Source organism: Bacillus sp. CCNWLW194, from assembly GCF_037120585.1.
GTDB lineage: Bacteria > Bacillota > Bacilli > Bacillales > Bacillaceae_G > Bacillus_A > Bacillus_A basilensis.
In genome coordinates this window covers 233,336-246,904 of sequence record NZ_JBBBBL010000010.1, presented here as the reverse complement: position 1 = coordinate 246,904, position 13,569 = coordinate 233,336, and the positions used below count along the sequence as shown (strand labels likewise).

12 protein-coding genes and 4 tRNA genes are annotated in these 13,569 nt (G+C 35.8%); 14 read left to right on the top strand and 2 right to left on the bottom strand.

The annotated features are described in order from the left end of the window. Nucleotides 1–108: 108 nt before the first annotated feature. The 13 genes from V7S50_RS22630 (at nt 109) to V7S50_RS22570 (ending at nt 9,306) form a co-directional block, all read left to right on the top strand. A tRNA-Lys gene (locus V7S50_RS22630) sits at nt 109–184 on the top strand. Nucleotides 185–197: 13 nt separating this feature from the next. Next, a tRNA-Glu gene (locus tag V7S50_RS22625) sits at nt 198–269 on the top strand. Nucleotides 270–291: 22 nt separating this feature from the next. Beyond that, nucleotides 292–367: transfer RNA gene (locus tag V7S50_RS22620), tRNA-Asp, on the top strand. A gap of 41 nt (nt 368–408) precedes the next feature. Then, nucleotides 409–481: transfer RNA gene (locus tag V7S50_RS22615), tRNA-Phe, on the top strand. Nucleotides 482–762: 281 nt separating this feature from the next. After that, nucleotides 763–1,470, top strand: a complete 708-nt coding sequence (gene walR / locus V7S50_RS22610) for a cell wall metabolism DNA-binding response regulator WalR (protein WP_000971865.1) — start codon at nt 763–765, stop codon at nt 1,468–1,470. Nucleotides 1,471–1,473: 3 nt separating this feature from the next. Then, nucleotides 1,474–3,315: a cell wall metabolism sensor histidine kinase WalK gene (walK, locus tag V7S50_RS22605; protein WP_063223987.1), complete on the top strand. Its 1,842-nt coding sequence runs from the start codon at nt 1,474–1,476 to the stop codon at nt 3,313–3,315. Next, complete coding sequence (locus V7S50_RS22600; protein WP_242254058.1) at nt 3,312–4,628, top strand: YycH family regulatory protein; 1,317 nt, start codon at nt 3,312–3,314, stop codon at nt 4,626–4,628. Before walK ends, V7S50_RS22600 begins: the two co-directional genes overlap by 4 nt. Next, nucleotides 4,609–5,451, top strand: a complete 843-nt coding sequence (locus tag V7S50_RS22595; RefSeq protein WP_060633058.1) for a two-component system regulatory protein YycI — start codon at nt 4,609–4,611, stop codon at nt 5,449–5,451. The genes V7S50_RS22600 and V7S50_RS22595 overlap by 20 nt, the downstream gene beginning before the upstream one ends. After that, nucleotides 5,435–6,229, top strand: coding sequence for an MBL fold metallo-hydrolase (locus V7S50_RS22590; RefSeq protein WP_000522836.1), 795 nt, complete (start codon nt 5,435–5,437; stop codon nt 6,227–6,229). Before V7S50_RS22595 ends, V7S50_RS22590 begins: the two co-directional genes overlap by 17 nt. A gap of 63 nt (nt 6,230–6,292) precedes the next feature. After that, on the top strand, nt 6,293–7,468 hold the full coding sequence (locus V7S50_RS22585) for a S1C family serine protease (RefSeq protein ID WP_242254060.1): 1,176 nt from the start codon (nt 6,293–6,295) through the stop codon (nt 7,466–7,468). Between the two features lie 53 nt (nt 7,469–7,521). After that, a complete protein-coding gene (locus V7S50_RS22580; protein WP_001052824.1) occupies nt 7,522–7,707 on the top strand; it encodes a CxxH/CxxC protein in 186 nt (61 codons plus the stop codon). A 59-nt stretch (nt 7,708–7,766) separates the two neighbouring features. Then, entirely contained in the window at nt 7,767–8,246 is a 480-nt protein-coding gene (gene rlmH / locus V7S50_RS22575) for a 23S rRNA (pseudouridine(1915)-N(3))-methyltransferase RlmH (RefSeq protein WP_001027003.1), read from the top strand. Nucleotides 8,247–8,427: 181 nt separating this feature from the next. Continuing rightward, nucleotides 8,428–9,306 (top strand): radical SAM/SPASM domain-containing protein, encoded by an 879-nt coding sequence (locus tag V7S50_RS22570; RefSeq protein WP_000713633.1) that lies wholly within the window; start codon nt 8,428–8,430, stop codon nt 9,304–9,306. Between the two features lie 38 nt (nt 9,307–9,344). On the opposite strand, the gene pepF is transcribed toward V7S50_RS22570, so the two are convergent. Continuing rightward, complete coding sequence (pepF, locus tag V7S50_RS22565) at nt 9,345–11,162, bottom strand: oligoendopeptidase F (protein WP_242254062.1); 1,818 nt, start codon at nt 11,160–11,162, stop codon at nt 9,345–9,347. A gap of 136 nt (nt 11,163–11,298) precedes the next feature. Continuing rightward, on the bottom strand, nt 11,299–12,282 hold the full coding sequence (gene guaC, locus V7S50_RS22560) for a GMP reductase (RefSeq protein ID WP_063223981.1): 984 nt from the start codon (nt 12,280–12,282) through the stop codon (nt 11,299–11,301). Between the two features lie 240 nt (nt 12,283–12,522). Between guaC and V7S50_RS22555 the strand changes: the two genes are divergently transcribed. Then, nucleotides 12,523–13,554, top strand: a complete 1,032-nt coding sequence (locus V7S50_RS22555) for an acyltransferase (protein ID WP_063223980.1) — start codon at nt 12,523–12,525, stop codon at nt 13,552–13,554. Nucleotides 13,555–13,569 lie beyond the last annotated feature (15 nt).

Sequence of the window (13,569 nt, the reverse complement as noted above, 5' to 3'; positions counted from 1 at the left end):
GAGTTTTTTTCTTATCTTTTATAAAAAAATAAAAAAAGTATTGCAAAAAGAAAAGGAAACATGTTATGATACATCTTGTCGTCACGAAAATATGACGTTGGTGAGTATGAGCCATTAGCTCAGTTGGTAGAGCATCTGACTTTTAATCAGAGGGTCGAAGGTTCGAGTCCTTCATGGCTCACCATTTTATTTTTCGTGGCCCGTTGGTCAAGTGGTTAAGACACCGCCCTTTCACGGCGGTAACACGGGTTCGAATCCCGTACGGGTCATGTTTTTTTTATGTTCATTTTTGGTCCCGTGGTGTAGTGGTTAACATGCCTGCCTGTCACGCAGGAGATCGCCGGTTCGACCCCGGTCGGGACCGCCACTTTTGTTTATACCACCATTAGTGGTTTTATATATAGTTTTGGCTCGGTAGCTCAGTCGGTAGAGCAGAGGACTGAAAATCCTCGTGTCGGCGGTTCGATTCCGTCCCGAGCCACTCTCAGGATATTAAGTGGGCCCACTTAATATCCTTTTTATTTGTGTAATTTTACAAAATTGAGTAGTTATTTTAAAATAGAATGAGGAGCCTCTAGCAGTTGAAGCTAGAGGTTTTTCTATAGATCGTATAGGATTCCGTGTAAAAGTGGATCATACATGAGTCTGTGAGAATAGAGGAGAAAGCACTTAAGCAAAAGATGCGGTCATATAGGGACATACTATGTAGACATCAATGTGTTTAGGGATATTGACCATATTTTTATAAGGAGGAAATAGACGATGATGGGAAAGAAAATTTTAGTAGTTGATGATGAAAAGCCGATTGCGGATATTTTGAAGTTCAATCTAGAAAAAGAAGGTTTTGAAATTGTAATGGCGCATGATGGTGATGAGGCGATTGAAAAAGCGAATGAAGAACAGCCAGATATGGTTTTATTAGATATTATGTTACCAGGTAAGGATGGCTTAGAGGTTTGCCGTGAAATACGTAAAAGCTCAGAAATGCCGATTATTATGCTTACGGCGAAGGATTCTGAAATTGATAAAGTATTAGGGCTTGAGCTTGGGGCAGATGATTATGTAACAAAGCCATTTAGTACGAGGGAATTGCTTGCTCGCGTAAAGGCTAACTTACGTCGCCATCAACAAGGCGGTGCTGCAGAAAAAGAAGAAAATACGGAAATGGTTATTGGACCAATTGTTATCAATCCAAATGCGTATAGTGTAACAAAACGTGAGGAAAATATTGAACTTACACATCGTGAATTTGAGTTACTACATTATTTAGCAAAACATTTAGGACAAGTTATGACACGCGAACATTTATTACAAACAGTTTGGGGTTATGACTATTTTGGGGATGTACGTACAGTGGATGTAACAGTGCGTCGTTTACGTGAAAAAATTGAAGATAATCCAAGTCATCCTACTTTAATTGTTACTAGGCGTGGGGTAGGGTATTACTTGCGTGACCCAGAGCAGGAATAGTATATGAAGAAAGTCGGTTTTTTTCAATCTATTCATTTAAAATTTGTACTCATATATATGCTATTAATATTGATAGCTATGCAAGTTATTGGGGTATATTTCGTAAGAGAGCTAGAAAAGAGTCTTGTACAAGGTTTTAAAGATTCGTTAACGCAGCAAACGAACTTATTATCGTATAACTTGAAACAAGAGTTTAATAAAAGTTATACAAAAGCAGAGACAGAGTCAACAGATGAAACGATTAAAACTTCAATTCGAAAATTTGCCTCTGATCGAAAGAAAGATATCCAAGAGGTAAGTGTATTTGATTCGAATAGAAAGCTGCTTGCTATTTCAGATGAGTCAAAGCAAAACAAGGTAAATAGAACATCAACTGATATAGCTGTTCAGCGGGTGTTGGTACAAAAAAAGCCAGAAGTGAAAATTGAGAAGGATGGTCGTACAGGTCATCGTGTACAAGTTATGCTTACTCCTATTCTAGCTGATAACGGCAAAGATGCACTTGGTGTTATTTACATTGTTGCATCTATGGAAGATGTTTATAAACAGATGAAGGATATTAATCAAATCTTTGCAACCGGAACCGTTATTGCATTACTCGTAACAGCTGTACTTGGAATTTTGTTAGCTCAAACAATTACGAGACCAATCTCAGATATGCGAAGACAAGCAATTGAAATGGCAAAAGGGAACTATTCAAGAAAAGTAAAGGTGCATAGCCATGATGAAATTGGGCAATTAGCACTATCTTTCAATAATTTATCAAAAAAATTACAACAAGCTCGTTCTTCAACGGAAAGTGAAAGACGTAAATTATCATCCGTTTTATCACATATGACAGATGGGGTAATTGCTACTGACCGAAAAGGGGACATTATTTTATTAAATGATCCTGCAGAAAAGATGCTAAATGTTTCGCGTGAAACCGCGCTCGATCAATCTGTTTTAGAAGTATTAGGGATACAAGAAGAATTTACGCTCGATCATTTATACGAAGAGCCTGATTCTGTTTTATTAGATTTTAGTACGAGAAATGAGCCATATATTTTACGCGCAAGTTTCTCTGTTATTCAAAAAGAGACAGGGAAAGCGAATGGTTTAATTGCCGTATTATATGATGTAACTGAGCAGGAGCGTATAGAAAGGGAACGCCGCGAGTTTGTGGCAAACGTTTCTCATGAATTAAGAACGCCATTAACAACAATGCGCAGTTACTTAGAAGCACTTACGGACGGTGCGTGGCAAGATCCGAATATTGCACCGCAATTTTTAACAGTTACACAAGAAGAAACAGAAAGAATGATTAGACTTGTAAATGCGTTATTGCAACTATCTAAACTTGATAGTACAGAACATCGTTTAATGAAAGAATGGGTCGACTTTACTGACTTCTTTAATAACATTATTGATCGTTTTGAAATGTCTAAAGAGCAAAATGTAAGTTTCAAACGATCTTTCTCTAAAAAATCTCGATTTATTGATATGGATACGGATAAAATTACGCAAGTATTGTATAACATTATTTCGAATGCATTAAAGTATTCACCAGAGGGTGGAACAGTAACATATCGCTTACGTGATCGCGGGGAATTATTAGAGATTAGTGTAAGTGACCAAGGAATGGGTATTCCGAAAGAAAACGTCGATAAAATCTTTGAACGTTTTTATCGCGTAGATAAAGCACGTTCAAGACAAATGGGCGGTACAGGACTTGGGTTAGCAATTGCGAAAGAAATGATTGAGGCACATGGTGGCTCGATTTGGGCGAAGAGTGAGGAAGGAAAAGGGACAACGATTTATTTCACTTTGCCAATGGCAGCGGATGAAGAGGACGATTGGGAATGAGTATGGAAAATGTTAAAACAATAGTTTTAATTAATTTAGTTGTAATTAGCCTATTTCTTACTTTTAACTTATGGACGTATGTGCCAGATTCCACGTCTATGCAAAACGCGAAATTTGTGCAGGGGAATGAAGGAATTACTCAAACTAAAATCGCTGATGTTGTCCGCCCTACTTCTATCATCGTGCATAAAGATAAAAATCATTACGGAAGCAAAAGAGAGGGAGATATAGAATCAATCTATAAACCTTTGGAGGCCGGGGAATTACATGGTTTCAAAGAGATATCGATTGCTAAGGCTGACTTCCTTTCTTATGTGCATGGTGAAGGGAAAATTGAACTTATTTTCCCTACCAACATCCCATTTGATGCAGTTAAATCTATGTTTAGTATGAAAGAAAAAAGTATAGATAAGCCGAAACACTTTAATCGAATTATTCTCGATCCTTCTAGAAGTAGGGACCAGGAAATTAAAATTAGTTTCGTTTCTGATGGTGATAACTCTAGAATATATGAAGCAAAATTAAGTGGTGTGTATTTAAAAGATATTGTAAATGCACAAAATCAATTTATAGTATCAGCGAAACCTTATTTTGACTATCAAATTAATGATATGAAAAAGCTATTTTTACCAGATGGAACGACAGAATTAAGTAATATAACATATATTTCATCTAATTTAGCAGTTGATACATTTAAGAATGCTCTTTTTAGTGACCCACGTTATTTAAGCCCGATTGTCGAGCAATCGAAAGAAATATTTACAGATGGTATTAGGTCCATGGAGATTGAAAACAATCAGCATATGCTAAAGTATAAAAATTCTTCTGTTTCAAGCGACAAAACGACAGATAATTTAATGCTTTTACAAAAAAGCTTTGATTTTGTAAATGGTCACAGTGGAAGCCTGGATTCATATCGTTTGGACTATATGAATAAAGGGCAGACGGTATTCCGTTTACATGAAGATGGATATTCCGTATTCAATACAGATGGATTAGCTGAATTGAGGCAAGTATGGGGATCAGAAGAGGTAATGGAATATGAAAGACCATTGTTGTCTTTAAATACGAAAGGTATAGAACAGAAGGTTACTCTTCCATCAGGGCACGTTGTGATAGCATCCTTAGAAAATAATGCCGCTGTAGATAAACGACTCATTAAAGACATTGGTATTGGATACAAATTATCACTAGATGGGCAAGTAGCTCGACTACAGCCAATTTGGTATGTAAAGTTTGTTGAAGATGAAGCTGGCAAACAAAAAATATATGAGTGGAGTGAGGGAGGACTAAATGGATTGGGATCGGATTAAAACCATATTTATTGTGACCTTTTTTGTTTTGGATCTCTTTCTCATCTTTCAATTCATTCAAAAGCAAGATAGTAATCAATTGGAGCTTATTGCAGAAACAAAGATAGATCAAGAATTAAAAGCAAACAAAATTACTATGGGTAATTTCCCTAAAGAACCGAAAAAAGAGTCATTTATTAGAGCAGAAAACAAGGCATTTAAAGAAGAAGATGTACAGTCTTTAAAAAATCAAACAGCGCATATACAAAATATGTACAAGATAGAAAGTAAGCTAAAAGAGCCCTTTTTAAATACAAAATCATTATCCAAAGATAAGTATAATGATTTTTTGAAGAACTATGTATTGGATGGACAAAAGTATGAGTTTGGGGCAATGAAAGACTCTAAAATTTACTTCTTCCAAAAATATAAAGATAAGCCTATTTTCTATAACGAACAGGCAATGATTGTCGTGGAATTAAATGAAAAAAATGAACTTGTGTCTTACACGCAGACGATGCTAACTGATTTAAAAGAAATGGGCGAAAGTGAAAAAACGAAACAGCAAGAAATTATTACGGCCCAAACGGCTTTAGAAAACCTGTATTTAAAAAATAAAGTTCATGGGAATACACATGTAAAAGAAGCACAAATTGGTTATGCCACCCTTACCGCGTCTACTTCTAATAACCAAGTACTCGCTCCAACCTGGAATTTAAAAACGGAGCAGAAGCAGGACTTCTTTGTAAATGCAATTGAAGGACAAGTTATGGAATTAGGTGAAAGGGAAAATCAAGTGGTTGATGAACATACTGGAGTGAGAAAGAATGGGGTTGCATTTTAGCGTACTTGCAAGTGGAAGTACAGGGAATATGCTATATGTAGGAACGGATGAAAAAAAATTACTCGTCGATGCAGGTTTAAGTGGTAAAGCAACAGAGGCTTTATTTAAACAGGCAGAACTAAATATAAATGATGTATCAGGTATTCTTGTAACGCATGAACATAGTGATCATATTAAAGGATTAGGTGTATTGGCACGTAAATATGATTTACCTGTTTATGCAAATGAGAAAACATGGAATGCAATGGAACACTTAATAGGAAATATCCCAACTGAGCAAAAGTTCATTTTCTCAGTTGGGGATGTGAAAACATTCGGTGATATTGAGGTCGAGTCATTTGGGGTTTCTCATGATGCGGCAGAGCCGATGTTCTATGCCTTTCATAACAATAATAGAAAGTTAGCCCTTATTACAGATACGGGATACGTAAGTGACCGTATGAAAGGTGTGATTAAGGGGGCGAATGCTTTCGTGTTTGAAAGTAATCATGACGTGGAAATGCTTCGTATGGGTCGTTATCCATGGAGTATTAAGCGACGTATTTTAAGTGATGTAGGGCACGTTTGTAATGAAGATGCTGCATTAGCGATGGCGGATGTAATTACAGATGAGACAAAACATATTTATTTAGCCCATTTAAGTTTAGATAACAACATGAAAGAACTAGCGCGTATGTCAGTATCACAAGTATTAGAGGAAAAAGGATTTGGAGTGGGAGAAGCCTTCGAAATTCATGATACAGATCCAAAAATGCCTACAAAAATTCAATACGTATAATTCTTTATTTTAGTAAACAATAAAGGTGAATATAGTTGTTTTCAGGAAGATGGGTGAACAAATATGTCCTTTATTGATGAAGAAAATTATCGTATGAAACGTGCAAAGAAAAAGAAGCATAAAGGTATTGTTATTTCTAGCATAGCAGGAACAATTGTAGGAGCTTCGTTATTTGCATTTGGAGCTCCTTTATTTTCAAATGATGGGGGCGCGCTTCCGCAAGCTGAAGCAAGTGGAAGTAATATGGCCGAAGCTCAAGGAATTAAACAGATTAGCTTTGTGGATGCTGTTGATCGTGCGTCTGAAGCCGTTGTTGGCGTTATTAATATCCAACGAGATAATTTTTCAGAGGCAGATTCAGAAGCTGGCACAGGATCGGGTGTCATTTATAAAAAGACAGATGGCCAAGCTTATATTGTAACGAATAATCATGTTGTTGCTGGAGCAAATCGCATTGAAGTAAGTTTAAGTGACGGTAAGAAGGTTCCAGGAAAAGTATTAGGGACCGATGTAGTCACAGATTTGGCTGTACTAGAAATCGATGCAAAGCATGTGAAAAAGGTAATTGAAATTGGCGATTCCAACACTGTTCGTAGAGGAGAACCAGTCATTGCGATTGGAAATCCGCTCGGGCTGCAATTTTCTGGGACTGTCACACAAGGCATTATTTCGGCTAATGAACGTATCGTCCCTGTAGATTTAGATCAAGACGGACATTATGATTGGCAAGTAGAAGTATTGCAAACAGATGCAGCAATTAATCCAGGTAATAGTGGTGGTGCACTTGTAAATGCGGCAGGTCAATTAATTGGTATTAACTCAATGAAAATTGCAGCAAAAGAAGTAGAAGGAATTGGACTAGCTATTCCTGTTACTAGAGCTGTTCCGATTATGAATGAGCTGGAGAAGTACGGAAAAGTAAGGAGACCGTATGTTGGAATTGAACTTAGATCATTAAATGAAATTCCAAATTATTATTGGTCAAAAACATTGCATTTACCAGGCAATGTAACAGAGGGAGTTTGTATTTTAGATGTGAAAAGTCCTTCGCCAGGTGCAGATGCTGGTTTAAGAGAACACGATGTAATTGTAGCAGTAGATGGAAAACTGGTTCGCGATATTATCGGATTCCGTACGGCCTTATATGATAAAAAAATTAATGATAAAATGACTCTTACGTTTTATCGTGGTACAAAACGAGCAACAACAACCGTTAAACTAGGCATTCAAAAGTATTGAAAACAGGAGGGCCTACCTCCTGTTTTCTATTGTAGAAAAGTGAGGTGAAGAATATGAATTTACCTTGTTGTTTAGAACATGTTGAATTAGCTTTAGATATTATTGTGGATGAGTGTGAAGTTGCACCGGTTATTAACAATGTGGATAACTTAGAAAAAGAGAAAAAAACATGTGAATTTTGTCAAAATGAGGCGACATATGTTGTATCGAACACAGATTCTCACACAATATGTGGGTAACAATTGTGGATATGTGGATAAGTTATGTGGATAACATGTTTGTAAGGTGGGGAATAAGTGTGAATATCTCTATTATTTCAATTGGGAAATTAAAAGAAAAATATTTAAAACAAGGTATAGCAGAATACTTAAAAAGATTATCTGCATACGCAAAAGTAGAAGTAATTGAATTACCAGATGAAAAGGCACCAGAAAATTTAAGTGAAGCAGAAATGTTAATTGTAAAAGAAAAAGAAGGTATACGTATACTGGATAAAATTTCTGATGATACGCACGTAATTGCGTTAGCGATAGAAGGAAAACAAAAGTCATCAGAAGAATTTGCAGTAAGTTTAGATCGTCTTGCTACATATGGAAAGAGTAAAGTTGCGTTTGTAATTGGTGGATCACTTGGACTAAGTTCAGAAGTAATGAAGCGTTCAAACGAGTCACTTTCCTTTTCAAAGATGACGTTACCACATCAATTAATGCGATTAGTGTTGCTTGAGCAAGTGTATAGAGCATTTCGTATTAATCGTGGGGAACCGTATCATAAGTAAAATTACTTTTTCTATATAAAAAGAGTAAAAAAGGCCATTGGACAAAAATTACCGATGGTCTTTTACATATTAATAGGTGGTATATAGATTTCCTAAAATAAGTATGTTTCTATTTCTAAAAAAGTGTGCTGTAATATGAAGAGGAAAAAGTATAAGTAGTCATAGAAGTGAGGAGTTAAAGGTGAAGAAGTTTAAGAAATTTTACTTGGAGATTACGAGTGTATGTAATCTTGCGTGTAGCTTTTGTCCGCCGACGGAAAGGCAGAAGCAATTCATTTCTGTGGAGGATTTTGCTAAAAGATTAGACCAAATTAAACCTCACACAGACTACATTTATTTGCACGTGAAGGGTGAGCCGTTGCTACATCCGAAAATAGATCAATTGTTAGATTTAAGCCATGAAAAAGGGTTTAAAGTTAATATTACAACGAACGGGACGTTAATTAATAAGAGAAGGCATAGACTGTTAAATAAACCTGCTCTAAGACAAATGAATTTTTCATTGCATAGTTTTGATGGACACCCAGGTTCACAGGATAAAGAAGGCTATGTAAGAAGTATACTTTCCTTCATTAGAGAAGCGACAAGTCAATCGGATTTAATTGTTTCACTACGTTTATGGAATTTAACGCAGGATAATAAAACAAATGCTGAAATCCAGAAAAATAGAGAGTTATTATCCATCATTGAAAATGAGTTTGATTTATCTTATCAAATTGAAGAGAAGCTTACACCAGGAAAAGGTATAAAAATTGCGGAACGTGTCTTCATTAATCAAGACTATGAATTCCAGTGGCCAGCATTGCACGAAGAAGAGGATGATGGAAAAGGATTCTGTCATGGTCTTCGAAATCAAGCTGGTATTTTAGCGAACGGAACGGTTATTCCTTGTTGTTTAGATGGTGAAGGGATTATTAACCTTGGGAATATTAATAATGATTCATTTTCTAACATTATAGAAGGTGAGAGAGCGACAAACATTGTCGATGGATTTTCGAAAAGGGTTGCAGTCGAAGAACTATGTAGGAAATGTGGATACCGTAAAAGATTTGGAAAGTAAATATGAAATAAGCCCTCATAAAGCGAGGGCTTATTTTTTTATTCTTGATAAGAGCGCTCTAATTGATCGATTAAGGAACCGACGTAAGAAACAGCTTTACGGATTGCATCTGGTTTTGACATATCTACTCCGGCGTGTTTCATTAATTCAAGTGGTTTCATCGTACCACCAGCGCGAAGTACATCTAACCAACGATCAACGGCAGGTTGCCCTTCCTCTTTAATCATTTGAGCTACCGCAGTAGATGCAGTGAGGCCTGCGGAATAGGTGTAAGAATATAAGCCCATATAATAATGAGGTTGACGCATCCAAGTTAAGCCAGCACCTTCATCAATTTCTACAGAATCACCCCAGAATGTCGAAAGTACATTTGTTTTTATTTCAGTTAAAGTTGTGGCTGTAAGTGCTTCTCCTTCTTCTGCTAGAGTGTACACTCTTCTTTGGTATTCTCCCTCAAGTAAGTGAGTAACAAAGTTATGATAATATGTGCCGAGTAGTTGCAGAATCACCCATCTGTGCATTCTCTTATCGTCAGTAGTCGCTAATAAATGCTGGGCTAATAATAATTCATTCATTGTAGAGGGTGCTTCAACAAAGTACATGGATGGACGTACATTCATAATACGCTGGTTTTTATTTGCTAAATAAAAATGACCAGCATGCCCAAATTCATGGGCTAATGTGAAGCATCCACGCATCGTATTTTGCCATGTAATTAAAATGTATGGATGAGAACCATATGGGCTTGAACAAAATGCTCCAGTTGATTTGCCTACGTTATCTGCAAGATCGACCCATCTTTCTTTGAATCCTTTTTCGATAATGGAACTATATTCATCGCCGAGTACTTGTAAAGAGTCTTGAATAAGTTTTCCAGCTTCTTCGTAAGTAATTGCCGGATTAAATTCGGGATCTAAAGGTGCATGTAAGTCGCAGAACAGCATTTGATCGAGTCCTAATACTCTCTTTTTTAAATCTGCAAAACGGCGCATATGAGGCGCTAATTCTTTATAAATAATATCAAGTTGATTGTTATACATTTCAAGTGGGACTTTTTGTGGTTCTAAAAGCATATGAGTAACAGATTCAAATTTGCGTAAACAAGAAAGTGTTACTTGTTTTTTTACTTCAGTCGCATATGTTGTTGCCACTGTATTTTTATATCGTTTCAAGGTGGAAACAAATGATGAGTATGCTTTTCTACGTATGTCTACGCTTGGAGAAAACTCATATTTGCTCTCAAATAATGCAAATGAGACAGGTAGTTCCTTTCCTTGTTCGTCTTGTATAGAGGTAAAATCCATATCGGCTAATTTAGTCATACCGTAAATTTTGTATGGAGAACTATGTACTTCGCCAAGCGCAGCAAGAACTTCTTCTGTTTCGGGAGAGAGCGTGTGCGGCCTTTTTTGTAGTATGTCTAGTAATGATTTACGGAAAGGTTCAAGTTTTGTTTCTTCAGTTATATATTTTTCAATTGTGCCTTCATCGAATGAAAGGATTTCATTGTGAATAAAGGAAAGTGCAGTATGTACTTTCGTCCATAAAGCAGCAATTTTGGAAGAGTTCGCTTGAATAACTGGATTTGTACGATCAGCAGATTCTTTTAAATTTGCATAGGAGTATAGTTTTGTTAACTTCATTAAAAGCTCTTCTTCTAAAAGTAGGCAATGTAATAAGGTAGTGGGGCTAGTGTGTAATTGCCCTTTAAACGCATCAAGTTTTTTTATATCATTTGTTAATACACGTAATGCAGTTTCCCACTCTTTATCAGATTCGAATAAATCAGAGAGGTCCCATGTTAGTTCAGTAGGAACTTCTGCACGAATATGGCGTTTCTCAATTACATCTTTCATTTATTATATCCCCCTTATTATAAGTATCTAAAAACATGATACTAGAAAATTCAGTAAAATGAAAATATTTAACATTTTTATACATGAAAAGAAGGACAAGTATAAAAATACTTGTCCTTCGAGTTAAATTTTAAAATTAATATACTTTATCACCGTTGAAAATAGAGTTTTTCACGACTACATAATCTACAGTACGAATCGATTCTAATTTTGTTCCACCAGCGTAAGAGATAGAAGATTGAAGATCTTGTTCCATTTCGATTAAAGTGTCTTCTAAAGAACCTTTATGCTCAACGAACATTTTCTTACCTTCAACGTTTTTCTTCTCACCCTTTTGGAATTCAGAAGCTGAACCGAAGTACTCTTTATAAAGTTTGCCGTCTTTTTCGATTGTTTCCCCTGGAGACTCTTCGTGACCAGCGAATAGAGAACCGATCATAACCATAGTCGCCCCAAATCGAATAGATTTAGCTACGTCGCCGTGTGTACGAATACCACCGTCAGCGATAATTGGCTTACTTGCAGCTTTTGCACACCAGCGAAGTGCAGCTAGTTGCCAACCGCCAGTTCCAAAGCCTGTTTTAATTTTAGTAATACAAACTTTACCAGGTCCAATACCAACTTTTGTTGCGTCAGCACCAGCGTTTTCTAATTCTCTTACCGCTTCTGGAGTTCCAACGTTTCCAGCGATAACGAAGCTTTCTGGTAAATGCTTTTTAATATGTTGAATCATGTTGATCACAGCATTAGAATGTCCGTGTGCGATATCAATCGTGATGTATTCAGGTGTAAGTTGCTCAGCAGCTAATTGTTGTACGAATTCATACTCATCCTCTTTTACACCAACGCTAATAGAAGCAATTAATCCACGTGATTGCATATCTCTAATGAATGAAATTCGTTCCTCTGGTTGGAAACGGTGCATGATATAGAAGTAATTATTTTCAGCTAAATAAGTTGCAATTCTTTCATCAATAATTGTTTGCATATTTGCAGGTACGACAGGTAATTTAAATTTATGTTTTCCTAAAGTGACAGTTGTATCACATTCAGAGCGGCTATTTACAATACATTTTGCAGGAATTAATTGAATGTCTTCATAGTCGAATACGTTTTCCATCATTTACACCCCTAAAATACGAATATTTTATTCATTTTGTTTAAAAATGTTCGTCCAAAAGATAATTTACATTATTTTCACTCATAAGTCAAAGGTTTTCATGTTTATATTTGAAAATTAAAGTTTAGCTACGTATTTTGTAAGTTCATGTGATGAAAATGTGTTTAAACATAGTATTATTTGATGTAAAATTATGTTTGGAAAATAAAAGTTAAAGAGGGAATTTTAGGAGGGGTACTAATGAAGCGTCTAGTATATATGGATTGGTTACGAGTATTAGCGACAATCGCAGTTGTTACAATTCACGTTTCGGCTGGTTATGTTTCCGTTTTAGATGCAAATAATGCTTCACGCTGGATGGCTGGAAATCTATTTGAATCGATTTCACGTGCAAGTGTTCCGATTTTTGTAATGATTAGTGGAGCTTTATTGTTAAAGGGGACAAAGGATATTTCAGTCGGGGAATTTTTACAGAAGCGCGCAAGTAAAGTGATTATACCTTTTGTAGCTTGGAGCGCTATATTTTATGCATATGGGGCCTATGCAGGGTATTTTCCGGCATCTTTAAAGCAAGGGATAAAGCACTTTTTAACGGATACCATTGGGGGACATTTATGGTTCTTATACATGATTGTAGGGATATACTTAATTACACCTCTACTGAAAATCTTTGTGAAGAACGCTAAAAAAAGAGAGATAGAATACTTTTTAATTTTATGGCTATACGCGTCTGTTGTAGTCAATTTAGTTAAATATTATTATCCTATCAACTTTAATATTGAATTATTTTACGTTACAAATTATGTAGGGTATTTCTTACTTGGTTATTATCTGTCTAATTTTGACATTTCGAAAAAATGGAGAAATATTTCTTACATTGGAGGATTCGTAGGATTTATTAGTACATTCTTTATTACGTATTACTATACAGTAAAAGCAAATGGGCAGTTAGAGCAGTTTTGGTATGGATATTTTGCGCCAGGTGTCGTACTGATGGCGATTGGATTATTTATATTTTTTAAATATGCATTCCAAAAATCAGAACGAGAATTACCATTGTTATTCCGTTTTATAAATCAAGCAAGCCTTGGAATCTATATTCTTCACTTCTTCTTATTAAATAACTTGTTGTACATGGTTTTCCCTAAGGTAAATGAGCGTGTGCATGCAATATTGGCGATACCTATTAATGTAACGATTACAATTGTTCTTAGTATGGTAATTACGTTAGTATTGCAAAGAATACCAGTTGTGAAAAAACTAGTTCCGTAAAAAATGAATATGGTA